Origin of the sequence: Mycobacterium sp. E735 (assembly GCF_001666955.1) — a bacterium.
Classification (GTDB): domain Bacteria; phylum Actinomycetota; class Actinomycetes; order Mycobacteriales; family Mycobacteriaceae; genus Mycobacterium.
The window spans coordinates 1-22,178 of sequence record NZ_LZIX01000137.1; the positions used below are offsets into that span (position 1 = coordinate 1).

Below are 22,178 nucleotides of genomic sequence, written 5' to 3' on the forward strand. Positions count from 1 at the left end.
TCGTCGGGCAGGATGTGGTGGGCACGTTCAAAAAAGGCCGGCCACCGGTCGGCCTTGAACGCCTCGAAGGCGCCGATGCTGACGATTCGGTCGACCTTGTCGTCGAATTCCTCCCAGCCCTGCAACCGGACTTCGACGGAGCGGTCGGTGGGGATGGCGGCCATTTTGGCCTTACTGTAGGCAAACTGGTTGCGACTCAGCGTGATCCCGATCACGTTGACGTCATATTTCTCGATCGCCCGGTGCAGCGCTCCTCCCCAGCCGCAGCCGATGTCCAGCAGCGTCATGCCCGGTTCCAGCTTGAGCTTGCCCAGCGCCAGGTCGATCTTGGCAAGCTGCGCCTCTTCCAGGGTCATGTCGTCGCGCTCGAAGTAGGCGCAGCTGTACGTCTGGGTGGGGTCCAGGAACAACCGGAAGAAATCATCGGACAAGTCGTAGTGGGCTTGCACGTTTCCGAAATGCGGCGTGAGCTGCACAGACATGTCGAGAAGAGCCTTTCATTTACGCGGAGGCAGGGACGCCCGGCCAGCACGGCGCAGCTGCGTCGCCCCCGGTGCACCCTCTGCATGCTAGTCGCTGCGGGCGATGCACGTCGTTCTCACTAGCGGGTCATAGCGTCACACGAAACGGGTCGAATTCACAAAATGAGAACCGCCCCGGGCCCCCCGCGGGGACGCATCTACTGGCCGCGGGGCGGAACGATCGGCGACGGGTGGGGCTCCTCGCGGAACTTCTCCAGCGATCCGCCTACCTCGACGATGCCCTTCAACGCATTCCAGCTCAGCATCGTCAGGTAGTCGATCAACTCGTCGCGGCTCATGCGCGGGAACGACATCCAGGAGTGGGTGGCCAGTTGCACACCGCCGACGATCAGGTAGGCCCACGGCTCCGCCCCGCCGGTGTCCATCCCCGCCTGCTGCATGCGTCGGCGCATCAGCACCGCGAGCATGCGGGCGATGATGCGCTCGGAGTCGGCGATCACCTTGCTCTTGCTGGCCGAGCTGTTCGACATCACGAAGCGGTATGGCTCGGGTTCGTTCGCGACGGTTTCGACGTACACCCGGATGACCTCGCGGGTCAGGTCGAAGCCGTCCAGATTGGAGGTCAGCGCCGAGGCCAGGTTGGGAATCAGGGTGGTTTGGGTGAACCGCATCATCACGGCGGTCGTCAGGTCGTTCTTGTCGACGAAGTAGCGATACAGCACCGTCTTGGATACGCCGATATCCGCGGCGATGTCGTCCATGCTCAGGGCGCCGCCCTGCCGCCGGATCGCGTCGATCGTGCCGTCTACCAACTCGTTGCGGCGCTCCACCTTGTGTTGGTGCCAGCGCCGCTTGCGGCCATCCGTCTTGGCCGCCGCCGCCAACGTTCGCTCTGCCACTGTCGCCGATATCCCATTCACTAGACGCCCTCGATAATACGGCGTGCGGGCCTGTTTCGAACGGTGACCGCGCGCCCCTCGCGGGCTTGTGAACAGTGCGGTCACACCAAACGCCCACAACGATGAATGATGGAGTGGTGGTACACAGAGCCTCGCCCCGAGGCGAAGCACCGGGGCCCCGCGCGGCGGCCCCCGCCCCGACGACCCCGTCGAGCGGAACCGGGCGTCCCCATCCGTCGCTCGCCGAATCCTTCGCCGGCGCCGACCCGCAGGCCGACGCCGAGCGACGGGTGGCGCTGCGCCGGATGAAGGCGGTGGCGCTGAGCTTTCTGATCGGCGCCACCGGCCTGTTCCTCGGCTGCCGCTGGGCGCAGGCCCACGCGAACCTGGGCGCCTGGGTCGGCTATGTCGGTGCCGCCGCCGAGGCCGGGATGGTGGGCGCCCTCGCGGACTGGTTCGCGGTGACGGCGCTGTTCAGGCATCCGCTGGGCATCCCCATCCCGCACACCGCGATCATCAAGCGCAAGAAGGATCAGCTCGGCGAGGGGCTGGGCACCTTCGTGCGGGAGAACTTCCTGTCGCCCCCTGTGGTGGAGACCAAGCTCCGCGACGCCCAGGTGCCCGGACGGCTCGGCAAGTGGCTGTCGGAGGCCTCGCACGCCGAGCGGGTGGCCAGCGAGACCGCCACGGTGCTACGGGTGCTGGTCGAGCTGCTGCGCGACGAGGACGTCCAGCAGGTGATCGACCGGATGATCGTGCGGCGCATCGCCGAGCCCCAGTGGGGGCCGCCGGTCGGGCGGGTCCTGGCGACACTGCTGGCCGAGAACCGGCAGGAGGCACTTATCCAGTTGCTGGCCGACCGGGCCTTCCAATGGTCGCTGAACGCCGGCGAGGTGATCCAGCGGGTCGTCGAGCGTGACTCGCCGACGTGGTCGCCGCGGTTCATCGACCACCTGGTGGGCGACCGCATCCACCGGGAGCTGATGGATTTCACCGACAAGGTGCGCCGCAATCCCGATCACGAGCTGCGCCGGTCGGCGACCCGGTTCCTGTTCGAATTCGCCGACGACCTGCAAAACGACGCCGACACCATCGCGCGCGCCGACGCGATCAAAGAGCAGCTGATGGCGCGCGACGAGATCGCCAATGCCGCCGCGACGGCCTGGAAGACGCTGAAACGGCTGGTGCTCGAGGGCGTGGACGACCCGTCCAGCACGCTGCGCACCCGGATCGCCGACACGGTGGTCCGCATCGGGGAGTCGCTGCGCGACGACGCCGACCTGCGCGACAAGGTGGACAACTGGATCGTGCGGGCGGCCCAGCACCTGGTTTCGCAATATGGAGTCGAGATCACAGCGATCATCACCGACACCATCGAGCGCTGGGACGCCGAGGAGGCCAGCCGGCGCATTGAGCTGCACGTGGGCCGTGACCTGCAGTTCATCCGGATCAATGGGACCGTGGTCGGGTCGCTGGCGGGCCTGGTGATCTACGCGGTCGCGCAGGTACTTTTCTAGTAGTGCTAACAAGTGCTTGCAATAGCAAGCACTTGTAGTAGTCTGATGGCCGTCACCATCGACCATCCGACCCAGGAGCGCGCCATGGCACCCGAGGAGAAGCTCTCCGCGAAGGTGTCCAATGCCGCCTCCGACATGGCCTCGGACATCGGCAGCTTCATTCGCACCCAGCGCGAACTCGCGCAGGTCTCGGTGCGCCAACTCGCCGAAAAGTCCGGGGTCAGCAATCCGTACCTGAGCCAGGTGGAGCGCGGATTGCGCAAGCCGTCCGCCGACGTGCTCAATCAAATCGCGAAGGCCTTGCGGGTTTCCGCCGAGGTTCTCTATGTGCGGGCCGGGATTTTGGAGCCGAGCGACAAAAGCCAGGTGCGCGACGCCATTATCACCGACACCGCGATCACCGAGCGCCAGAAGCAGGTTCTGCTCGACATCTACACATCGTTCACCCAACAAAATGAAATCAGTGAACCAAGCGACGAGGAGTGTTCCACCGAACCCAACGGCGAGTGAGCTTCCCCCTTCTGGCCGGCACGCATAGACCACCGACCGCTTGGATTACAGCCCTTCGTCTCCCATAGCAACACCCAAGAACGCCGTTAACGAAAGGAATCACCATGGCGGATAACACCAACATCGAAGATCTGCGGGCTCCGCTGCTCGCGGCCCTCGGCGCGGCCGACCTGGCCCTGGCGACGGTCAACGAGCTGATCGCGAACCTGCGTGATCGCGCCGAAGAGACCCGCGTCGACACCCGCACCCGGGTGGAGGAGAGCCGCGCTCGCCTGACCAAGTTGCAGGAGGACCTGCCCGAGCAGCTCGGCGAGCTGCGCGAGCGCTTCACCAGCGACGAGCTGCGCAAGGCGGCCGAGGGCTACCTGGACGCCGCGACCAACCGCTACAACGAGCTGGTCGAGCGGGGCGAGGCCGCCCTGCAGCGGCTGCGCAGCCAGACGGGTCTGGACGACGCCTCCGCGCGCGCGGAGGGCTACGTGGACCAGGCCGTCGAGCTGACCCAGGAAGCGCTGGGCACCGTCGCATCGCAGACCCGCGCGGTCGGCGAGCGTGCAGCCAAGCTGGTCGGCATCGAGCTGCCCAAGAAGTCCGACGAGACGGCGAAGAAGGCCCAGAAGGCCGTCGCCAAGAAGGCGCCCGCCAAGAAGGCTCCGGCCAAGAAGGCTCCGGCCAAGAAGGCGTCCGCCAAGAAGGTCACCCAGAAGTAAGTCCGACGGTCGACTCGGAGTTGCCCTCGGGCAACTCTGAGTCGACGTTTGGGACGGGGCCCGCATACGCTTAAGGCGTGAGCCACCTCGTGGGAACCGTCATGTTGGTCTTGCAGATCGCCGTTTTGGTCACGGCGGTATACGCGTTCGTGCACGCCGCGCTGCAGCGGCCCGACGCGTACACGGCCGCGGAAAAGCTGACCAAGCCGGTGTGGCTGGTGATCCTGGGGCTGGCTGTCGCGCTGACGTCCATCCTGAGTTTTGTTTTCGGGGTACTCGGGATGGCGATCGCCGCGTGCGCGGCCGGCGTCTATCTCGTGGACGTACGGCCGAAACTTCTGGAAATCCAAGGTAAGTCGCGCTAGCCGGATGAAGGCGCTGCTGACGGCGCCCGCCGCCGTGCTTGTCGCGCTGTGGGGCCCGGCGGCCACCGCGGCGGCCGCTCCGGTTTTGCCGTCCCCGCCGTTCATCGACCACACCGAGTGGGGGCAGTGGCGCGGCATGAGCAGCCTGCGCGTCTTCCCGACACCGTCGGGGCGGGCGGCCGCCGCCGGGCAACCCGGCAACGTCGCGCTCGCCGACGAGGCGTGGGGCGAGGTGTTGGCGCTGTCGCCGGACGCGGACACCCCGGGGATGCGCGCGCAGTTCATCTGCCACTGGCAGTTCGCCGAGGTGGCCGAGCCCGGCAAGACCAGCTGGAACTTGGAGCCGTGGCGCCCGGTCGTCGACGACGCCGAGATGGTCGCGTCGGGCTGCAATCCCGGCGGGCCCGAGGAGAGGTTCTAGTGGCCGGCAAACCCACCCGGGCGCAGCTGGCGGCGATGGTCGACCACACGCTCCTCAAGCCCGAGGCCACCGAGGCGGACGTGGCCGCGCTCGTCGGCGAGGCCGCCGAATTGGGCGTCTACGCGGTGTGCGTGTCGCCGTCGATGGTTCCGGTCGCGGTGCGCACCGGGGGCGTCCGGGTGGCTAGCGTCGCGGGTTTCCCGTCGGGCAAGCACATTTCGGCGGTCAAGGCGCATGAGGCCGAACGGGCCGTGGCGTCGGGGGCCGCCGAGGTGGACATGGTCATCGACATCGGCGCCGCGCTGGCGGGAGACATCGACGCGGTGCGGGCCGACATCGCGGCCGTGCGGGCCGCCATGAACGACGTGGATGCCGGTTCCGTGCTCAAGGTGATCGTGGAGTCGGCGGTGCTGTTCTCCGGGACGGACGAGAGCACGCTGGTCCAGGTGTGTCGCGCGGCCGAGGACGCCGGCGCCGACTTCGTCAAGACCTCGACCGGGTTCCATCCCGCGGGGGGCGCGTCGGTGCGCGCGGTCACCGTGATGAGTCAGACCGTCGGGGGCCGGTTGGGCGTCAAGGCCAGCGGCGGCATCCGCGCCGCCGCGGACGCGCTCGCGATGCTGGACGCCGGCGCCACCCGGCTCGGCCTGTCCGGCACCCGTGCCGTGCTCGACGGGCTTGGCTGAATTGTCCGGCGCCTCACCGCGCCGTGCCGGCGCGCATCGTTGCCGAACGGGCTCAATTGTCAGAGGTTGGCGAAGCAGGGGTCGTTGTTGTTGCCGGTCGGGATGCTCGCGTTACGCGTCGAGAAGTGGCTGGTCACACCGTCGTTGGTGACCTGCACGCTGTCCGCGTGGATGCCCAACGGGTAGTTCTTGGTGAACTGCGAGGTGAAGTCGTCCAGGGTCGACTGCACCGACTCCTTGGGCATCGTGAAGCCGAGCGCATTGAAGCTGACGATCTGCAGCTGAAGGCCGGTCCCCGACACCACCGGCTTGGTGGTCAGGTTGTCCAACATGCCCTTCAGCTCGATGGTCCCGTCGGCGGGGTGGGTGGTCACGGTGTTGGTGACGAACGGGCCCAGCACCGGAATCGCGTTCTGGACCGACTCCTTGATGCCGTCGGACGTCCAGGTGACGGTCGCGTCGAGTGACCCGATCGTGCCCTTGGAGTCCTGCGTGTCCTTGAGCCGGACGTCGCGGATGTTGATGTCGATCTTCATGCCCTTGGCGTCGCGGACCTGGTTACCGGCGGTCTGCACCGAGATGTTGGTGTAGTGCTTGGTGAGTTGCTGCCACAGCATCAACGGCGCCACCCCGAACGATGCGGTGGCCTGGTCCTTGACCTCGCAGGCCACCGCTTCGGCGACCTTGCTGTTGGCGACGTGGCGGACGTACAGTTCCGCGCCGACCAGGCCTGCGATCACCAGGCAGACCACGATGATGCAGACCAGCAGCACCGAGAGCGGGTCGCGCAGGAAGCGGCGCTTCTTCTTGCCCTGCGCCGGTTCCTCGCCCGGGGTGGGCAGCTTCTCCGTCGGCCCCGCAGGCGGGGTCGGCGGGGGCGGCGGCGCGTACTCGGGCCGCTGCATGTTCGGCGGCGGCGTGGCGATCCGTTCGGTCTGACCCGGCGGCGGACCGGCGGCCGGCGGCGGGGGCGCGGGCGCCGGACCACCGGTGTTGATCCGCTCGGTCGGCCGCTCGGTGGGGGGCTGACCGAACGGGCCTTGGTTGCCGGGACGGCCCCACGTCGAAGGGTCCTGGTTCGGCGGTCCTTGTGGGTTCGTCACCCGACTGATTCTGCCCTATCGAGCTGAGCGAAATCTGAGTGGTTGCGCAGCACCGCGATGCTCTCGCGCGCCTTGACGACCCGGTCGACGTCGATGTCGGCCACCACCAACTGCGGCCCGGACCCGGCCGACGCGACGACTTCACCGAACGGCGAGGCCACCAGGCTGCCACCCACCCCGGTGGGCGCGCCCGACTCCGTCAGCGGTGCGCCCGGGTCGGCCTGGCCGGCCGCCGCAACGTAACTCATCGAGTCGAGGGCGCGGGCCCGCGCCAGGAGCGTCCACTGGTCGAGCTTGCCGGGCCCCGAGCCCCACGACGCGCACACGGCGATCAGCTGGGCGCCGCGGCGGGCCAGCTCGGTGTACAGCGCCGGGAAGCGGATGTCGTAGCAGACGGACAACCCCACCCGGACGCCGGCGACCGTGATCACCACCGGCTCGTGGCCGGGGGCCACGGTGCGCGACTCGGTGAAGCCGAAGGCGTCGTAGAGGTGGATCTTGTCGTAGTGCGCGTTCGGCTCGTTGGGGCTGCCCGGACCGGCCGCGATCAGCGTGTTCTTCACCCGGCCGTCCCCGGCCGGCGTGAACATGCCGGCGATCACCGTGATTCCGCAGTCGGTCGCGATCCGTCGCACACCCGTCGCCCACGGCCCGTCGACCGGCTCGGCGACGGGCGCCAGCGGAACGCCGAACCGGCACATGGTCGCCTCCGGGAACACCACCAACTGGGCACCCGCGTCGGCGGCCTGCGCGCTGTACTCGCGGACCAGCCCTAGGTTGGCGGCCGGGTCGGTCCCGCTGAGGATTTGGGCCAGCGCGATTCGCATGGGCGCCAGCTTAGGCTCGCCGCCCTCATACCGTTTTGGCGATCCACTCCGTGGTGAACCGTTGCTCCGCCGCCACCAGCTCGGCCAACTGGGTGCCGATGATGTTCTCCAGCTTGCCGCCGATGATCGGGACGCGCACCTGGACGGTGGCCCGGAACGTCAGCCGGGCGCCGCCCGTCTCCAGGATCGGCAACAGCGTCGCGGTGCCGGTCAGGTTGACCGGGGCGTCCAGAATCGAGCCGACGACGGTGCCCTGCGCGGTGCCGTCGGCGACCGGTCCCCACACTTCCTCTCGCCGGATGCGCAGATCGCCGCTGTGCAGCTGCGTGACCATCCCGGGCAGCTTGTGGCTGTGGATCACTTGCACGGTGACGACCTCGACGGTGTCGTCGTCCCCGGTTTCGCCACCGACCCGCATCGATTCCAGCGTGGCGATGTCAACGCCGGATCCGGCCAGCCGTGCCCGCCAATAGGTCTCGTCCGTGAACGCCCGATGAACCTCTTCAACGCTGCCGTCGTAGTCGGCCGACAAGTCGAATGAACGCGGCATAGCAGGTGAGGCTACCGTTACGGGCCATGAAATCCAGCGACGCCGGTCCGACGTTCGCCGGCGCGCAGGTCGCCGAAGCGGTGTCGCTCGCGCCGCTGACGACGTTGCGGGTGGGGCCGGTGGCGCGCCGCCTGATCACCTGCGCCAGCACCGACCAGGTGATCGCTGTGGTGCGGGAGCTGGATGCCGAAAGCCGTGGGGGAGAACGTTCCCCGGTGCTGGTGTTCGCCGGCGGGTCCAACCTGGTGATCGCGGACAGCCTGACGGACCTGACCGCGGTGCGGTTGGCCAACAGCGGCATCACGATCGACAACACCCTGGTGCGCGCGGAGGCGGGCGCGGTGTGGGACGACGTCGTGGTAGCTGCCATCGAGCATGGTCTGGGCGGGCTGGAATGCCTGTCCGGGATTCCCGGTTCGGCCGGGGCCACCCCGGTGCAAAATGTGGGAGCCTACGGCGCCGAGGTCTCCGACACCATCACCCGCGTGCGGATCCTGGACCGCGACAGCGGGGAGGTGCGCTGGGTGCCGGGCGGCGAGCTCGGCTTCGGCTATCGCACCAGCGTGCTGAAGCAGGCCGGCCCCGAAACCCCTTGGGTGGTATTGGAAGTCGAGTTCGCGCTGGACGCCTCGGGCCAGAGCGCGCCGCTGCGCTACGGGGAGCTGGCGGCCGCGTTGGGCGTGAGCGGCGGCGAGCGGGCCGACCCACGGGCGGTGCGCCGGGCGGTGCTCACGCTGCGGGGCCGCAAGGGCATGGTGCTCGACCCGGACGACCACGACACCTGGAGCGTGGGTTCATTCTTCACCAACCCGGTGGTCGCACCCGAGGTTTACGAGCGGCTGGCCCACACTTTCGGAGACGACCGCGGCCCGGTTCCGCACTACCCGGCCCCCGACGGCGTCAAGCTGGCCGCCGGCTGGCTGGTGGAGCGGGCCGGCTTCGCCAAGGGATATCCGGACGATCCGGGGGCCCGGTGCCGGCTGTCCACCAAGCACGCGCTGGCGCTGACCAACCGCGGCGGGGCCACCACCGAAGAGGTGATCGCGCTGGCCCGGGTCATCCGCGACGGGATTCGTGATGTGTTTGGTGTCACATTGAAACCGGAGCCGGTCCTGCTCGGCTGCAGGCTATAGCTCCGAATCCGCCGACGCCCGAATTGTCGCGGCGGAGTTGGTGGATTTTGCCCGGTATCTTTGACTTTCGTGAGCACGTCGCGCGACCCGCAGCCGATCAACCGGCGCGTGGCTTTGGCGACCCTCGGACTGGGGATGTTCGCCCCCAGCGTCTTGGCCGCGTGCGGCGGCCCGGCCGCCAAGCAGGCCGAGAAGAAGGAGCAGCCCGCGCCGAAGCTGAAGTTCCAGCCGGCCGATGCGACCGAGAACGTGGTGCCGATCGCGCCGATCAGCGTCGAGATCAGCGACGGCTGGTTCCAGCACGTGACGCTGACCAATTCCGCGGGCAAGGCCGTGGCGGGCAAGTTCAACTCCGACCGCACCGTCTACAGCACCACCGAGCCGCTGGGCTACGACGCGACCTACACCTGGAGCGGCTCGGCCGTGGGGCACGACGGCAAGGCCATCCCGGTGACGGGCAAGTTCACCACCGTGACGCCCACCAAGAAGATCGGCGGGGCATTCCAGTTGGCCGACGGCCAGACCGTCGGGGTCGCGGCGCCGATCATCATCCAGTTCGACGCGCCGATCACCGACAAGGCCGCCGTCGAGAAGGCGTTGACCGTCACCACCAACCCGCCCGTCGAGGGCAGTTGGGCCTGGTTGCCCGACGAGGCGCAGGGCGCCCGCGTGCACTACCGCACCCGCGAGTACTACCCGGCGGGCACCACGGTCAACGTCGACGCCAAGTTGTACGGGCTGCCGTTCGGCGACAGCGCCTACGGCGCCGACGACATCTCGCTGAACATCCAGATCGGTCGCCGGCAGGTGGTCAAGGCCGAGGTCTCGTCGCACCGCATCCAGGTGGTCAGGGACGAAGGCGTCATCATGGACTTCCCGTGCAGCTACGGCGAGGCCGACAAGGCGCGCAACGTCACCCGCAACGGCATCCACGTGGTCACCGAGAAGTACGCGGACTTCTACATGTCCAACCCGGCCGCCGGCTACAGCCACGTGCACGAACGGTGGGCGGTGCGGATCTCGAACAACGGCGAGTTCATCCACGCCAATCCGATGAGTGCGGGCGCGCAGGGCAACACCAACGTCACCAACGGCTGCATCAACCTGTCGACCGGCGACGCGGAGCAGTACTACCAGTCCGCGATGTACGGCGACCCGGTCGAGGTGACGGGCAGCTCGATCCAGCTGTCCTACTCCGACGGCGACATCTGGGACTGGGCCGTCGACTGGGACACCTGGGTCGCGATGTCGGCGCTGCCGCCGCCCACGGCGCACCCGCCGTCAACCCAGATCCCGGTGACCGCGCCGGTGACGCCGTCGACCGCCCCGAGCCTGTCCGGCACGCCGACGACGACCACCACCTCGCCTAGTCCGGGGACTGGCCCCGGCGGTTAAAGCGGGTGGCCGACGCCTGGTCGCGCGGCTTCATGACGATCAGGTCGAGGTCGACGTGCGGCGGCCGCGAGGCCACGAAGCCGATCACTTCGGCGACGTCGGCGGCCACCAACGGCGTGAGGCCGGTGTACACCGAGTCGGCGCGTTGCTGATCGCCGTCGAAGCGGACCAGCGAAAACTCCGTCTCGACCGCGCCCGGCGCGATCTCGGTCAGCCGAACCGGCTTGCCCAGCAGCTCACCGCGCAGCGTGCGGTGCAACGCCCCCTGCGCGTGTTTGGCCGCCGTGTAACCGGCGCCCCCGTCGTAAACCTCAAGTGCGGCAACCGAAGTAACCGTGACGATCAGCCCGTCGCCCGAGTCGATGAGCTTGGGCAGCAGCGCGCGGGTGACCCGCAGCGTGCCCATCACGTTGGTCTCCCACATCCATCGCCAATGCTCGAAGTCGGCTTCGGCGACTGGCGCCAGGCCGCGGGCGCCCCCGGCGTTGTTGACCAGCACGTCGACCCGGCTCAGCTCGTCGGCGAGCGCGGTGACCGCGGCGTCGTCTGTGACGTCGGCCACAATGGCGGTTCCGCCGATCTCCCTCGCCAGGGCGTTGATGCGGTCGGCCCGGCGCGCGACCGCGACCACGTGAAAGCCCTGCGCAGCGAGGGTCTGGGCCGTCGCCTCGCCGATTCCGGAGCTGGCCCCCGTGACCACGGCGACGCGTTCATTCCTGACATTTCCAGTCATAGAAACAACCTTAGTGAGCGTGCTAAATTTTCGAGGTGCACCTCAGCGCCCTGTCCAGCACCACCACCGCGTGTCTCTGCGCGGCGGGTGCGTGTTGTTGTCGCGCACTTTGCCGCTCCTGACTTTCAGGTGTGGCCAGTGACGGCCAACAAAGACTCGGACAAAGGACGCTCGTGCGCTCGAATACCCTCACCCAGACTCATCATTCGCCCACCCGTGCCACCTACAAGGGCCACCGGTCGGTGCGGCGTCAGATCGTGCCGCCGGCCCTGCACATCGCCGACTCGGCGGCGGCCTCGGTTTTCCGGGCCGTCCGCTTGCGCGGCCCCGTCGGCCGTGACGTCATCGCCGGCGTCACCTCGCTGAGCATCGCGACGGTCAACCGCCAGGTCATCGCCCTGCTCGAGGCCGGTTTGCTGCGGGAACGCGCCGACCTGGCCGTCTCCGGCGCGATCGGTCGGCCCCGCGTGCCGGTCGAGGTCAACCACGAACCGTTCGTGACGCTGGGCATCCACATCGGCGCCCGCACCACCAGCATCGTGGCCACCGACCTGTTCGGTCGCACGCTCGACACCGTCGAGACGCCGACACCGCTCAGCCCCGCCGGGCCCGCCCTGGCGACGCTGGCCGAGAGCGCCGCCCGCTACCTGCAGCGCTGGCATCGGCGGCGCCCGCTGTGGGTCGGCGTCGCGATCGGCGGCACGGTCGACAGCGCGACCGGCCACGTCGACCACCCGCGGCTCGGCTGGCGGCAGGCGCCGGTTGGCCCCGTGCTGGCCGATGCGCTGGGACTGCCCGTCTCGGTGGCCTCGCACGTCGACGCCATGGCCGGGGCCGAGCTGCTGCTCGGACTGCGGCGATTCGTGCCCAGCTCGCCCACCAGCCTGTACGTCTACGCCCGTGAGACCGTGGGCTACGCGCTGGTGATCGGCGGGCGGGTGCACTGCCCGGCCAGCGGCCCGGGCACGATCGCCGCCCTGCCCGCCCACTCCGAGTTGCTGGGCGGCACCGGCCAGCTGGAATCCACCGTCAGCGACGAGGCGGTCCTGACCGCCGCGCGCCGGCTGCGCATCCTGCCGTTCGCGCCCGCGGGCCGCCCGAACGCGTCGGCGGCCGGCATCAACGATCTGCTGCGGCTGGCCCGCGGCGGCAACGAGCAGGCGAAACAGCTGCTCAACGAGCGGGGCCGGGTGCTCGGGCAGGCCGTGGCGTTGCTGCGCGACATGCTCAACCCCGACGAGCTGGTAGTCGGCGGCCAGGCCTTCACCGAGTATCCCGAGGGCATGGAGCACGTCGAGGCGGCGTTCGCCGAGCACTCGGTGTTGCCGGCACGCGACATCCGCGTCACCGTCTTCGGGAACCGGGTGCAGGAGGCCGGCGCCGGAACCGTGTCGCTGGGCGGGCTGTATGCCGACCCGCTCGGTGCGATGCGCCGCGCGGGGGCGCTGGGCCCGCGGCTGCGCGACGTCTCCGCCGACGAGCCTTCCGCTTAACGCGAAGCCGTGTCCTGGGCGCTGGGCTCGTGGGCCGAACGTCCTGTAAAGATGAAAGAGTGCGGCACGATGACGTCTTCCGGCTGAAACCGCGCCGCGTCGCAGTGTTGGCGGTGCACACTTCGCCCCTGGCGCAGCCGGGCACCGGCGACGCCGGGGGCATGAACGTCTACGTGCTGCAGACCGCGTTGCACCTGGCGCGCCGCGGCATCGAGGTGGAGATCTTCACCCGGGCCACCGCGTCCGCCGACCCGCCCGTCGCCCGGGTGGCGCCCGGCGTGCTGGTGCGCAACGTGGTGGCGGGGCCGTTCGAGGGGCTGGACAAATACGACCTGCCCACCCAGCTGTGCGCGTTCGCCGCGGGGGTGCTGCGCGCCGAAGCGTCGCACGAGCCGGGCTATTACGACATCGTGCATTCGCACTACTGGCTGTCCGGACAGGTCGGCTGGCTGGCCCGCGACCGCTGGGCGGTGCCGCTGGTGCACACCGCGCACACGCTCGCCGCGGTCAAGAATGCCGCGCTGGCCGCGGGTGACGCGCCCGAGCCGCCGCTGCGCACGGTCGGCGAGCAGCAGGTCGTCGACGAGGCGGACCGGCTGATCGTCAACACCGATGACGAAGCCAGGCAATTGATTTCGATCCACCGCGCCGACCCGGCCCGCATCGACGTGGTCCACCCCGGCGTCGATCTCGAGGTGTTCCGCCCGGGTGAGCGCCGCGCGGCCCGGGCCGCCCTGGGGCTGCCGCTCGACGAGGACGTGGTGGCGTTCGTCGGGCGAATCCAGCCGTTGAAGGCCCCCGACATCGTGCTGCGGGCCGCCGCGAAACTGCCGGGCGTGCGCATCGTGGTCGCCGGCGGCCCGTCGGGCAGCGGCCTGGCCTCCCCGGACGGGCTGCGGCGGCTCGCCGACGAACTCGGCATCTCCGCGCGGGTGACTTTCCTGCCCCCGCAGTCCCGCTCGGACCTGGCCACCCTGTTCCAGGCCGCCAGCCTGGTCGCGGTGCCGAGCTATTCGGAGTCGTTCGGCCTGGTCGCCGTCGAGGCCCAGGCCTGTGGCACCCCGGTGGTGGCCGCCGCGGTCGGCGGTCTCCCGGTGGCCGTGCGGGACGGGATCACCGGCACGCTGGTGGCCGGCCATGACGTCGATCGGTGGGCGGGCGCGCTGGACCGAATGCTGCGCTTGCCGGCGCCGCAGGCCGAGGCGATGAGCCGGGCCGCCGCCGCACACGCGGCCACGTTCTCCTGGGAGAACACCACCGACGCGCTGCTGACCAGCTATCGCCGCGCGATCAGCGGGTACACCGCCGAGCGCCGCGGGGTCGGCGCGTGAGCCCCACGGTCGAGCGCGTGATCGAGGACGCGCTGCAGGCCAGCGGTCTTGTGTACTCGAAACACGACGGCGCGCACGGCGGCCGGTCGGGACTGGTGGTGGAGCTGCCCGGCGAGCGCAAGCTCAAGACCAACACCATCCTGAGCGTCGGCGAGCACTCGGTGCGCATCGAGGCGTTCGTGTGCCGCAGGCCCGACGAGAACCACGAGGGGGTCTACCGCTTCCTGCTCAGGCGCAACCGCCGCCTCTACGGCGTGGCCTACACGCTGGACAACGTCGGCGACATCTACCTGGTGGGACGCATGTCGCTCGCGTCCGTGGACGCCGACGAGATCGACCGGGTGCTCGGGCAGGTGCTCGAAGCGGTCGACGCGGACTTCAATACGTTGCTGGAGTTGGGATTTCGCTCGTCGATCCAAAAAGAGTGGGACTGGCGGGTGTCTCGCGGCGAGTCGCTGAAGAACCTGCAGGCGTTCGCTCATTTGATCGACGAAGACGACGAATAAGCTAGCCGGCATGGGAGATACCGGCACGTTGGTGCTGCTCCGCCACGGCGAGAGCGAATGGAACGCAAGCAACCAGTTCACCGGATGGGTCGACGTGGACCTGACCGAGAAGGGCCGGGCCGAGGCGGTGCGCAGCGGCGAGCTGCTGGCCGAGCAGAACCTGTTGCCCGACGTCCTTTACACGTCGCTGCTGCGCCGCGCGATCACCACCGCGCACCTGGCCCTCGACGCCGCCGACCGGTTGTGGATTCCGGTGCGGCGCAGCTGGCGGCTCAACGAACGGCACTACGGGGCGCTGCAGGGCCTCAACAAGGCGGAGACCAAGGACCGCTACGGCGAGGAGCAGTTCATGACCTGGCGGCGCAGCTACGACACGCCGCCGCCACCGATCGAGAAGGGCAGCCAGTTCAGCCAGGACACCGACCCCCGCTACGCCGACATCGGGGGCGGCCCGCTGACCGAATGCCTGGCCGACGTGGTCGTGCGTTTCCTGCCGTATTTCACCGACGTCATCGTCCCGGACCTGCGCAGTGGCAAGACGGTGCTGATCGTCGCGCACGGCAACTCGCTGCGGGCCCTGGTGAAGTACCTCGACCAGATGTCCGACGACGACGTCGTCGGGCTGAACATCCCGACCGGGATTCCGCTGCGCTACGACCTCGACGCCGACCTGCGGCCGGTGGTCGCGGGCGGCACCTACCTCGACCCGGAGGCCGCCGCCGCGGGCGCCGCGGCGGTTGCCAGCCAGGGGCGCCGGTAAAACCGGCCACCGGCCCAAAGCGAGTTTCAAAGGCCTGTTTGCCGAACATCGCGTTAACGGGAGTGGAACACCTGAAGCGAAAAGTGTGACTTGTCCGATTTTGGCCTCGTTCCGCTAGGGCAGCGTTTCCGAAGATTTGTAGGATTTGCTATGTGACTGTGTTCTCGGCGCTGTTGCTGGCCGGGGTCTTGTCCGTGCTGGGGCTGGCCATAGGTGTGGCAGCCGGGACCCGGCTGTCGCCGAAAGCCGCTCATCGCAGGCAGCGGGTCAGCACCGAGTGGACCGGGATAACGGTCGCGCAAATGCTGCAACGCATCGTCGCGCTGATGCCGCTCGGGGTGGCGGTCGTCGATTCTCACCGCGACGTCGTCTACCTCAACGATCGGGCCAGGGAGCTGGGCCTGGTGCGCGACCGCCAGCTCGACGACCAGGCGTGGGAAGCGGCGCAGCAGGCGCTCGGCGGCGTCGACGTGGAGTTCGACCTGCGGCCGGCCAAACGGGCGGCCGGCCGGTCCGGCCTGTCCGTGCACGGCCAGGCGCGGTTGCTCAGCGAGGAAGACCGGCGGTTCGCCGTGGTGTTCGCCCACGATCAGTCCGACTACGCGCGCATGGAGGCGACCAGGCGCGACTTTGTGGCCAACGTCAGCCACGAGCTCAAGACCCCGGTGGGCGCCATGGCCCTGCTCGCCGAGGCGCTGTTGGCGTCCTCGGACGACTCTGAAACCGTTCGCCGGTTTGCCGAGCGGGTGCTCGTCGAAGCCAACCGGCTGGGGGACATGGTCGCCGAGCTGATCGAGCTGTCCCGGCTGCAGGGTGCCGAACGGTTGCCCAACGTGACCGAGGTCGACGTGGATACCGTTGTGTCCGAGGCGATTTCACGGCACAAGGTGGCCGCCGACAACGCCCAGATCGAGGTTCGCACCGACGCGCCCAGCGGCCTCCGGGTGCTGGGCGACGAGACGCTTCTGGTCACCGCGCTGGCCAACCTGGTGTCCAACGCGATCGCCTATTCGCCACCCGGTTCACCGGTCTCGATCAGCCGCCGCCGCCGTGGCGACAACATCGAGATCGCCGTGACCGACCGGGGCATCGGGATCGCGCTGGAGGATCAGGAGCGGGTCTTCGAGCGGTTCTTCCGGGGGGACAAGGCACGCTCGCGCGCCACCGGCGGCAGCGGGCTGGGCCTGGCCATCGTCAAACATGTCGCGGCCAATCACAACGGCAGCATCGGGGTGTGGAGCAAGCCGGGCACCGGTTCCACGTTCACGCTGTCGATTCCGGCCTATAAGGACAACGACGAAGAACCCGAGCAACCGCAGGGTCGCGACGTGCGGCCCAACAGGTCACAACGAGAGGAAGAACTGAGTAGATGACCCGCGCGTACGACAATGCAGAGCAAAGCGATGAGGAGTCGCGCTGATGACCAGTGTGCTGATCGTGGAGGACGAGGAGTCGCTGGCCGATCCGCTGGCATTCCTGTTGCGCAAGGAGGGCTTCGAGGCCACCGTCGTGACGGATGGACAGGCCGCACTGGCCGAGTTCGACCGTGGCGGCGCCGACATCGTGCTGCTCGACTTGATGCTGCCCGGCATGTCGGGGACCGACGTGTGCAAGCAGCTGCGTGCTCGTTCCAGCGTGCCGGTGATCATGGTGACCGCGCGGGACAGCGAGATCGACAAGGTCGTCGGGCTGGAACTCGGCGCCGACGACTACGTGACCAAGCCGTATTCGGCGCGCGAGTTGATCGCCCGGATTCGCGCGGTCACCATGATCACCGGCACGCTGGAACGAGCACGCAGCTGCTTGCACACGTCGGTCCCCGACATGCCGGGCAGCATCAAGTCGAGCAGCACGATGTCGGCGCCGCCACGGTCGAACTCGGCCAGTGCGGCCTGTCCATCCGTCACGACGGTGGCCTCGAAGCCCTCCTTGCGCAACAGCGGGCGGGTGCTGACCCGCGGGCAGTTGATCGATCGGGTGTGGGGCGCCGACTACGTCGGCGACACCAAGACGCTCGACGTCCACGTCAAGCGTCTGCGGTCCAAGATCGAAGCCGACCCGGCCAACCCGGTCCACCTGGTCACCGTGCGGGGACTGGGCTACAAGCTGGAGGGCTAGACCCTGGGGATGAGTGGTCCGCGGCTGGTTGGTTCGTTCGTCGTGATGGTCACGTCCGTCTGGCCGACCAACCGGTAATGCAGACGGCGCCGGGCGTCGTCGTCGATTGTGACGGTGAAGACGTACGTCCCCAGCTTCTCCAACTGAAGCACGGGCATATTGACCGCGAACGCCACCGACTGGGTTTCGCCGTCCTCAACATCGCGCCGTCGGCCAACGTTGAATCGAAAATGTGCCCGGAACGGTTCCCGCTCGCCGAATCCCTTGTCGACCTCGACCGGATGGCCGTCCTCGTCCGCCAGGTCGACGGTGACGGTGTGCTCTTCGTTGGTAGCGGTCCACGGGACCTCCGCGATGATTCCGAGGGCCAACGAAACCGTGAAGGGCCCTGAGCGTCCCGCCGGAATGACCGCCCGGTCTACGCCGCCGCCCATGACGTACAACAAGTTGTTCTGCGCCTCGGCGTGGTTGCACAGAATTGTCGTTAACTCCATCGGTTGCTCCCGCAGACGACAGTTGCTAGCTGGGCGGTCACACCTTATCCGATCTGGCGGGGAAGCGGGATTATCGCGCCGCCCTGGCGCCCTCGCGCTGACCCTTCTTTTTCGCACGGGTCGAGCAGCAATGCGACATTTCGCAATGGAACTGGTCACTGCATTCATGCGAACAATAAATTGAAGCGGCCGGAAGCCAGTCCGGGTCGGACAAGTCGCGCGGTCGGTCGTTGGGATCGAACGTGTGGCCGCAATGCACGCAGGTCCTGACCTTGGTAGCCATGTCGTCAGGGTACGCGCGGGGGCGCTCAATCGCTGCCCGTTTCCGCATTTCGCAGAAATGCCAAGTGCGCAATTCAACCGGAAATCGCCGGCGCCAGCGAATTAGTTTTTCAAACTAACTCGGTCGTCGGCGGATGTCGATCGCGGCGCGGTTCGACACGACCGTCGCGGCGATCACGATGAATTCGACGGCGCGGCAGGCCAATAGGCGCCGGGTCGGCATCCGGCAGCGAAATGTCCTGCGGCGCAGGCCGTTCCAGGCCCGTGATGCCGGTCGGCGGCGGCGAGTGGCCCAAGGCGGCTTTCGGCGAGCGGTGTGGTCACGGCCCGGGCGGCGACGTGGCCTCGAACACGTCGGCGCAGCCGAAGGAATTAATTCGGCAGCCATGACGTTCGGGGTAGCCGTGGCGCGCGACGAAATGCTCGAACGGGTGAACTGTCTTAGCATCAGCCCATTGGTGGACCGTGATCGGGGGGAACGGTGTTGACGCTTCTCAAGCGGGCATGGGTTCCCGTGGTCGTGGTGGTGGCGGTGATCATCGGCGGCGTCGCGGTGGACCGCCTCAACGGCGTTTTCCCGGGACCCGGCCTGCCCAAGCCCGATCCGCGGGACGCGACCCCGCCCTACGCCGCCAAGACCGCCGTCTACGAAATCCTGGGGCCAGCCGGGACCACCGGCGTCGTCAACTGGATGGATGCCGACGCGCAACCGCAGAAGGCCAACTTCACCACGTTGCCGTGGTCGACGACGATCGTCGCCCAGATGCCCGGCATCTTCGCCTACGTCGTCGCGCAAGGTGACAGCCCCTCCATCGGTTGCCGGATCACGGTCGACGGCAAGTTGGTCGATCAACGGCAAGCCGAGACGCGCAATGCGCAGGTCTCCTGCCTGGACAAGTCCGCATGACCGACAACACCAGCGACACCGACGAAATACCCGTCGCACAACCCACCGAAGTCGAGCACAAGCCGCGTATCGCCCGCGCCGTCCGCGTCCTGGCGCTGCCGATCGTCGTCTGCTGGGTGCTGATCGCGGTCGGCGTCAACGTCTTCGTCCCACAGTTGGAGAAGGTTGCCGAGGAGATCTCCGTTCCGCTCTCGCCGTCCGACGCACCGTCGGTCACCGGGATGAAGCACATCGGCGAGAAGTTCAAGGAGTACGACTCCGACAACCTCGTCCTGGTCACCCTGGTCGGTGATAAACCGCTCGGCCCGGACGCGCACCGGTTCTACGACGACCTAGTCAAAAAGATCCAGGCCGACCACGAACACGTCGAGCACGCGCTGAACTTCTGGGGACAGCGCTTCACGTCCTCAGGTGTGGAGAGCTACGACCATAAGGCCGCCTACGTCCAGGTCAACCTCAAAGGCGATCAGGGAGGGGCGGTCGGCGACGAATCCGTTGCCGCGGTGCGCAAGATCGTCGCGGACTCCACGCCGCCCGCCGGCGTCAAGGCCTACGTCGCGGGCCAGGGAGCGCTGACCGCCGACGTGATCGTTGTCGGTGACAAGAGCCTGGCCAAGATCACCATCATCACGGTCGTCATCATCGCGATCATGCTGATGTTCGTTTACCGGTCCATCGGCACCGTGTTGCTGACCATGTTCATCCTCTTCATTGGGCTGCTGTCCGGCCGCGGCGTGGTGTCGCTGCTGGGCGAAACCGGCGTCATGGGGTTGTCGACCTTCGCCGTGAACCTGCTGACCTCACTCGCGATCGCGGCGGGTACCGATTACGCGATTTTCATGGTGGGCCGCTACCAGGAGGGCCGTGAACGCGGTCTGGACCGGGAAGCCGCCTATTACGACACCTTCGCCGGTGTCAGCAAGGTGGTCCTGGGCTCGGGTCTGACCATTGTTGGGGCGCTGGCCTGCTTGAAGTTCACCCGGCTGCCTTACTTCAGTTCGCTGGCGTTCCCGTGCGCGATCGGTCTGCTGGTGGTGGTGGCGGCCGGGGTCACGCTGACGCCCGCTCTCATCGCAGTCGCCAGTGGCTTCGGTCTTCTGGACCCCAAGCGCAAGTTCAACTACACCCGGTGGCGCCGCCTGGCGACGGCCATCGTGCGCTGGCCGGCGCCCATCCTCGCCATTTCCGTCATTCTTGCGATCGTTGGCGCCCTTGGTCTCGCGGGCTTCACCCCGCGCTACAACGACCTCTACTACCTGCCGCATAGCGCCGCCTCGGTCCAGGCCTACGACGCGGCCGACCGGCACTTCACCCAGGCCCGTCTCAACCCGGACCTGCTGATGATCGAATCGGACCACGATCTGCGCAATCCCCGAGACATGCTGGTGCTGGACAAGGTTGCCGGTGCCATCTTCCGGGTGCCGGGCATCGAACGGGTGCAGAGCATCACCCGACCGCTCGGCCCACCGATCGAAGACGGGTCAATTCCGTTCCAGCTCAGCGTGCAAACCGCGCCGATCCGTGACAACCTCAACTACCTGAGAGACCGCGTCGGCGACATCAAGAAGATCACGGGGTTCCTCGACACCCAGATCTCCCTGCTGGAACGCCAGTACGCGATCACCCAGAAGCTCGCCAACGCGACGGACGACAGCGCAAAAACCACGGCGGAGACCGCCGCCATCACCGACGAAATTCGCGACCACATCGCCGATTTCGACGACTTCTGGCGACCGATCCGCAGCTACTTCTACTGGGAGAGGCACTGCTACGACATCCCGATGTGCTGGTCGCTGCGTAGCCTGTTCGACGCCTTGGACGGGTTTGATCAGCTCGCCGAGAAGTTCCACGCCCTCACCGGCGATCTCACCAACACGGCCGCGGCCACGCGCGAATTGTTGGCGATCATTCCGGAGAACATCGCCGTGTCGAAGGCGATCCGGGATACGACGCTGACCATTTACAGCTCGTTCGACAGTCTGATCGACCAGTTCGACCGGCTCACCGACACCAATGCTGTGATGGGTAAGTCGTTCAACGACGCTCGGGTGGAGAGCCTGTTTTACCTGCCGCCGGAGATCTTCCAGAACTCCGATTTCCAGTTCGGGTTGAGCCTGATGGTGTCGCCCGACGGAAAGGCCGCGCGCTTCATCATCACTCACTCCCTGGACCCGGCAACCGCGGAAGGCATCAAGTCCGTCGAGCAAGAGCGCAACGCGGCCAAGGAGGCGCTGAAGCTCACCTCGCTGGAGAACGCCGACATCTACCTCGGCGGCACCGCCGCGACATTCAACGACATCGCCACCGGCGCCTGGTACGACCTGCTGATCGCCGCGGTGGCGTCGATCGTGCTGATCTTCATCATCATGGTGATCGTCACCCGCGCTCTGGTCGCGGCGGGCGTCATCGTCGGCACGATCGTGCTGTCGCTGGGAGCGGCGTTCGGATTCTCGACGTTGATCTGGCAGCATTTGGGCCACTTCCAGTTGCACTGGGTGGCAACGGAATTCGCGCTGATCGTGCTCTTGGCGGTGGGGTCTGATTACAACCTGATGCTGGTGTCGCGGATCGAGGAGGAGATCGGGGCCGGCCTGAACACCGGACTCATCCGCGGCGTCGGCGTGACGGGCCCGGTGGTGTCCGCGGCCGGTGTGGTGTTCGCCGTGACCATGGCCGCGATGCTCTCCAGCGATCTGCGGGCGATCGGTCAGTTCGGTACGACGATCGGTATCGGTCTGATGTTCGACACCTTCGTCGTTCGGACGCTGATCACGCCGTCGATCATGACGCTGATGGGCCGCTGGTTCTGGTGGCCGAAGCGGGTCCGGGTCCGCCCGGCCAGCCAGATGCTTCGGTCCGTCGGGCCGCGCCCGCTGGTTCGTGCGCTGCTGCACCAGCCGCGGCACGCGGCCGCGCCGGATCCGCAGACGTAACCGCCTAGCTTCCCGGGCATTTC

24 protein-coding genes and 1 pseudogene are annotated in these 22,178 nt (G+C 67.9%); 17 read left to right on the top strand and 8 right to left on the bottom strand.

Annotated elements, in window-relative coordinates; translation table 11 throughout:
- Positions 1-482, bottom strand: a 482-nt coding sequence (locus A5704_RS10925) for a class I SAM-dependent methyltransferase (RefSeq protein WP_156737659.1), incomplete at its 3' end; no start/stop codon positions are given.
- Between the two features lie 197 nt (positions 483-679).
- Complete coding sequence (locus A5704_RS10930) at positions 680-1,381, bottom strand: TetR/AcrR family transcriptional regulator (RefSeq protein WP_067757602.1); 702 nt, start codon at positions 1,379-1,381, stop codon at positions 680-682.
- A gap of 122 nt (positions 1,382-1,503) precedes the next feature.
- Between A5704_RS10930 and A5704_RS10935 the strand changes: the two genes are divergently transcribed.
- From A5704_RS10935 to deoC, 6 genes are all read left to right on the top strand, one after another.
- Positions 1,504-2,898, top strand: a complete 1,395-nt coding sequence (locus tag A5704_RS10935; RefSeq protein ID WP_067757605.1) for a DUF445 domain-containing protein — start codon at positions 1,504-1,506, stop codon at positions 2,896-2,898.
- A gap of 84 nt (positions 2,899-2,982) precedes the next feature.
- A complete protein-coding gene (locus A5704_RS10940; RefSeq protein WP_067757727.1) occupies positions 2,983-3,408 on the top strand; it encodes a helix-turn-helix domain-containing protein in 426 nt (141 codons plus the stop codon).
- A 104-nt stretch (positions 3,409-3,512) separates the two neighbouring features.
- Positions 3,513-4,118: a heparin-binding hemagglutinin gene (locus tag A5704_RS10945; protein ID WP_067757608.1), complete on the top strand. Its 606-nt coding sequence runs from the start codon at positions 3,513-3,515 to the stop codon at positions 4,116-4,118.
- A 77-nt stretch (positions 4,119-4,195) separates the two neighbouring features.
- The gene (locus tag A5704_RS10950; RefSeq protein WP_067282206.1) at positions 4,196-4,483 is read left to right on the top strand and encodes a DUF2516 family protein; all 288 of its coding nucleotides are present in this window, start codon (positions 4,196-4,198) and stop codon (positions 4,481-4,483) included.
- A 4-nt stretch (positions 4,484-4,487) separates the two neighbouring features.
- Positions 4,488-4,904, top strand: a complete 417-nt coding sequence (locus A5704_RS10955) for a DUF2599 domain-containing protein (protein WP_067757611.1) — start codon at positions 4,488-4,490, stop codon at positions 4,902-4,904.
- The gene (gene deoC, locus A5704_RS10960; RefSeq protein ID WP_067757614.1) at positions 4,904-5,590 is read left to right on the top strand and encodes a deoxyribose-phosphate aldolase; all 687 of its coding nucleotides are present in this window, start codon (positions 4,904-4,906) and stop codon (positions 5,588-5,590) included. The genes A5704_RS10955 and deoC overlap by 1 nt, the downstream gene beginning before the upstream one ends.
- Before the next feature lie 59 nt (positions 5,591-5,649).
- Here the strand turns inward: deoC and A5704_RS10965 are convergent, their stop codons facing one another.
- The 3 genes from A5704_RS10965 to A5704_RS10975 are packed head-to-tail and all read right to left on the bottom strand — an operon-like array spanning position 5,650 to position 8,070.
- Positions 5,650-6,693 carry a DUF2993 domain-containing protein gene (locus A5704_RS10965; protein WP_067757617.1) on the bottom strand — a complete coding sequence of 348 codons (1,044 nt, stop codon included), beginning with the start codon at positions 6,691-6,693 and terminating at the stop codon, positions 5,650-5,652.
- Positions 6,690-7,520: a carbon-nitrogen hydrolase family protein gene (locus A5704_RS10970; RefSeq protein WP_067757620.1), complete on the bottom strand. Its 831-nt coding sequence runs from the start codon at positions 7,518-7,520 to the stop codon at positions 6,690-6,692. Before A5704_RS10970 ends, A5704_RS10965 begins: the two co-directional genes overlap by 4 nt.
- Positions 7,521-7,545: 25 nt before the next feature.
- The gene (locus A5704_RS10975; protein ID WP_067757623.1) at positions 7,546-8,070 is read right to left on the bottom strand and encodes a DUF2505 domain-containing protein; all 525 of its coding nucleotides are present in this window, start codon (positions 8,068-8,070) and stop codon (positions 7,546-7,548) included.
- 26 nt (positions 8,071-8,096) lie between these two features.
- Between A5704_RS10975 and A5704_RS10980 the strand changes: the two genes are divergently transcribed.
- Both A5704_RS10980 and A5704_RS10985 read left to right on the top strand, forming a co-directional pair.
- Complete coding sequence (locus A5704_RS10980) at positions 8,097-9,203, top strand: UDP-N-acetylmuramate dehydrogenase (protein ID WP_067888987.1); 1,107 nt, start codon at positions 8,097-8,099, stop codon at positions 9,201-9,203.
- 60 nt (positions 9,204-9,263) lie between these two features.
- On the top strand, positions 9,264-10,598 hold the full coding sequence (locus A5704_RS10985; protein ID WP_067757631.1) for an Ig-like domain-containing protein: 1,335 nt from the start codon (positions 9,264-9,266) through the stop codon (positions 10,596-10,598).
- Here the strand turns inward: A5704_RS10985 and A5704_RS10990 are convergent.
- Positions 10,570-11,331 (bottom strand): SDR family NAD(P)-dependent oxidoreductase, encoded by a 762-nt coding sequence (locus A5704_RS10990; RefSeq protein WP_067757634.1) that lies wholly within the window; start codon positions 11,329-11,331, stop codon positions 10,570-10,572. The genes A5704_RS10985 and A5704_RS10990 overlap by 29 nt on opposite strands.
- A 242-nt stretch (positions 11,332-11,573) precedes the next feature.
- Here A5704_RS10990 and A5704_RS10995 point away from each other — a divergent pair, with 242 nt between their 5' ends.
- The 6 genes and pseudogenes from A5704_RS10995 to regX all read left to right on the top strand — a co-directional run.
- Complete coding sequence (locus tag A5704_RS10995) at positions 11,574-12,824, top strand: ROK family transcriptional regulator (RefSeq protein ID WP_231968988.1); 1,251 nt, start codon at positions 11,574-11,576, stop codon at positions 12,822-12,824.
- Positions 12,825-12,853: 29 nt separating this feature from the next.
- Positions 12,854-14,155 (top strand): D-inositol-3-phosphate glycosyltransferase, encoded by a 1,302-nt coding sequence (mshA, locus tag A5704_RS11000; protein ID WP_231968985.1) that lies wholly within the window; start codon positions 12,854-12,856, stop codon positions 14,153-14,155.
- Positions 14,152-14,661: a YbjN domain-containing protein gene (locus A5704_RS11005; protein WP_067757647.1), complete on the top strand. Its 510-nt coding sequence runs from the start codon at positions 14,152-14,154 to the stop codon at positions 14,659-14,661. Before mshA ends, A5704_RS11005 begins: the two co-directional genes overlap by 4 nt.
- Positions 14,662-14,671: 10 nt before the next feature.
- Positions 14,672-15,421: a phosphoglyceromutase gene (locus tag A5704_RS11010; protein ID WP_067757650.1), complete on the top strand. Its 750-nt coding sequence runs from the start codon at positions 14,672-14,674 to the stop codon at positions 15,419-15,421.
- Positions 15,422-15,573: 152 nt separating this feature from the next.
- Positions 15,574-16,794, top strand: a complete 1,221-nt coding sequence (locus A5704_RS11015) for a cell wall metabolism sensor histidine kinase WalK (protein ID WP_156670177.1) — start codon at positions 15,574-15,576, stop codon at positions 16,792-16,794.
- A 46-nt stretch (positions 16,795-16,840) separates the two neighbouring features.
- Positions 16,841-17,119, top strand: a pseudogene (gene regX, locus A5704_RS29160) (two-component sensory transduction protein RegX); the annotation flags it as partial.
- 11 nt (positions 17,120-17,130) lie between these two features.
- Here regX and A5704_RS29165 read toward each other — a convergent pair.
- Positions 17,131-17,328, bottom strand: coding sequence for a response regulator (locus tag A5704_RS29165; RefSeq protein WP_369828452.1), 198 nt, complete (start codon positions 17,326-17,328; stop codon positions 17,131-17,133).
- Here A5704_RS29165 and A5704_RS29740 point away from each other — a divergent pair.
- Complete coding sequence (locus tag A5704_RS29740) at positions 17,276-17,539, top strand: helix-turn-helix domain-containing protein (RefSeq protein WP_369828453.1); 264 nt, start codon at positions 17,276-17,278, stop codon at positions 17,537-17,539. The genes A5704_RS29165 and A5704_RS29740 overlap by 53 nt on opposite strands.
- Here A5704_RS29740 and A5704_RS11025 read toward each other — a convergent pair.
- Positions 17,536-18,033: a hypothetical protein gene (locus A5704_RS11025; RefSeq protein WP_067757656.1), complete on the bottom strand. Its 498-nt coding sequence runs from the start codon at positions 18,031-18,033 to the stop codon at positions 17,536-17,538. The two genes, A5704_RS29740 and A5704_RS11025, sit on opposite strands and share 4 nt — an antisense overlap.
- A gap of 766 nt (positions 18,034-18,799) precedes the next feature.
- Between A5704_RS11025 and A5704_RS11030 the strand changes: the two genes are divergently transcribed.
- Together A5704_RS11030 and A5704_RS11035 are read left to right on the top strand one after the other, a co-directional pair.
- On the top strand, positions 18,800-19,222 hold the full coding sequence (locus A5704_RS11030; protein WP_197499033.1) for an MmpS family transport accessory protein: 423 nt from the start codon (positions 18,800-18,802) through the stop codon (positions 19,220-19,222).
- A complete protein-coding gene (locus tag A5704_RS11035; protein WP_067888999.1) occupies positions 19,219-22,155 on the top strand; it encodes an RND family transporter in 2,937 nt (978 codons plus the stop codon). Before A5704_RS11030 ends, A5704_RS11035 begins: the two co-directional genes overlap by 4 nt.
- Positions 22,156-22,178: the final 23 nt, after the last annotated feature.

Coding starts and splice junctions, on each gene's coding strand:
- A5704_RS10935 (WP_067757605.1), top strand. CDS start 1,504: ATGAATGATGGAGTGGTGGTACACAGAGCCTCGCCCCGAGGCGAAGCA.
- A5704_RS10940 (WP_067757727.1), top strand. CDS start 2,983: ATGGCACCCGAGGAGAAGCTCTCCGCGAAGGTGTCCAATGCCGCCTCC.
- A5704_RS10945 (WP_067757608.1), top strand. CDS start 3,513: ATGGCGGATAACACCAACATCGAAGATCTGCGGGCTCCGCTGCTCGCG.
- A5704_RS10955 (WP_067757611.1), top strand. CDS start 4,488: ATGAAGGCGCTGCTGACGGCGCCCGCCGCCGTGCTTGTCGCGCTGTGG.
- A5704_RS10970 (WP_067757620.1), bottom strand. CDS start 7,520: ATGCGAATCGCGCTGGCCCAAATCCTCAGCGGGACCGACCCGGCCGCC.
- A5704_RS10975 (WP_067757623.1), bottom strand. CDS start 8,070: ATGCCGCGTTCATTCGACTTGTCGGCCGACTACGACGGCAGCGTTGAA.
- A5704_RS10980 (WP_067888987.1), top strand. CDS start 8,097: ATGAAATCCAGCGACGCCGGTCCGACGTTCGCCGGCGCGCAGGTCGCC.
- A5704_RS10990 (WP_067757634.1), bottom strand. CDS start 11,331: ATGACTGGAAATGTCAGGAATGAACGCGTCGCCGTGGTCACGGGGGCC.
- A5704_RS11010 (WP_067757650.1), top strand. CDS start 14,672: ATGGGAGATACCGGCACGTTGGTGCTGCTCCGCCACGGCGAGAGCGAA.
- A5704_RS29740 (WP_369828453.1), top strand. CDS start 17,276: ATGTCGGCGCCGCCACGGTCGAACTCGGCCAGTGCGGCCTGTCCATCC.
- A5704_RS11025 (WP_067757656.1), bottom strand. CDS start 18,033: ATGGAGTTAACGACAATTCTGTGCAACCACGCCGAGGCGCAGAACAAC.
- A5704_RS11035 (WP_067888999.1), top strand. CDS start 19,219: ATGACCGACAACACCAGCGACACCGACGAAATACCCGTCGCACAACCC.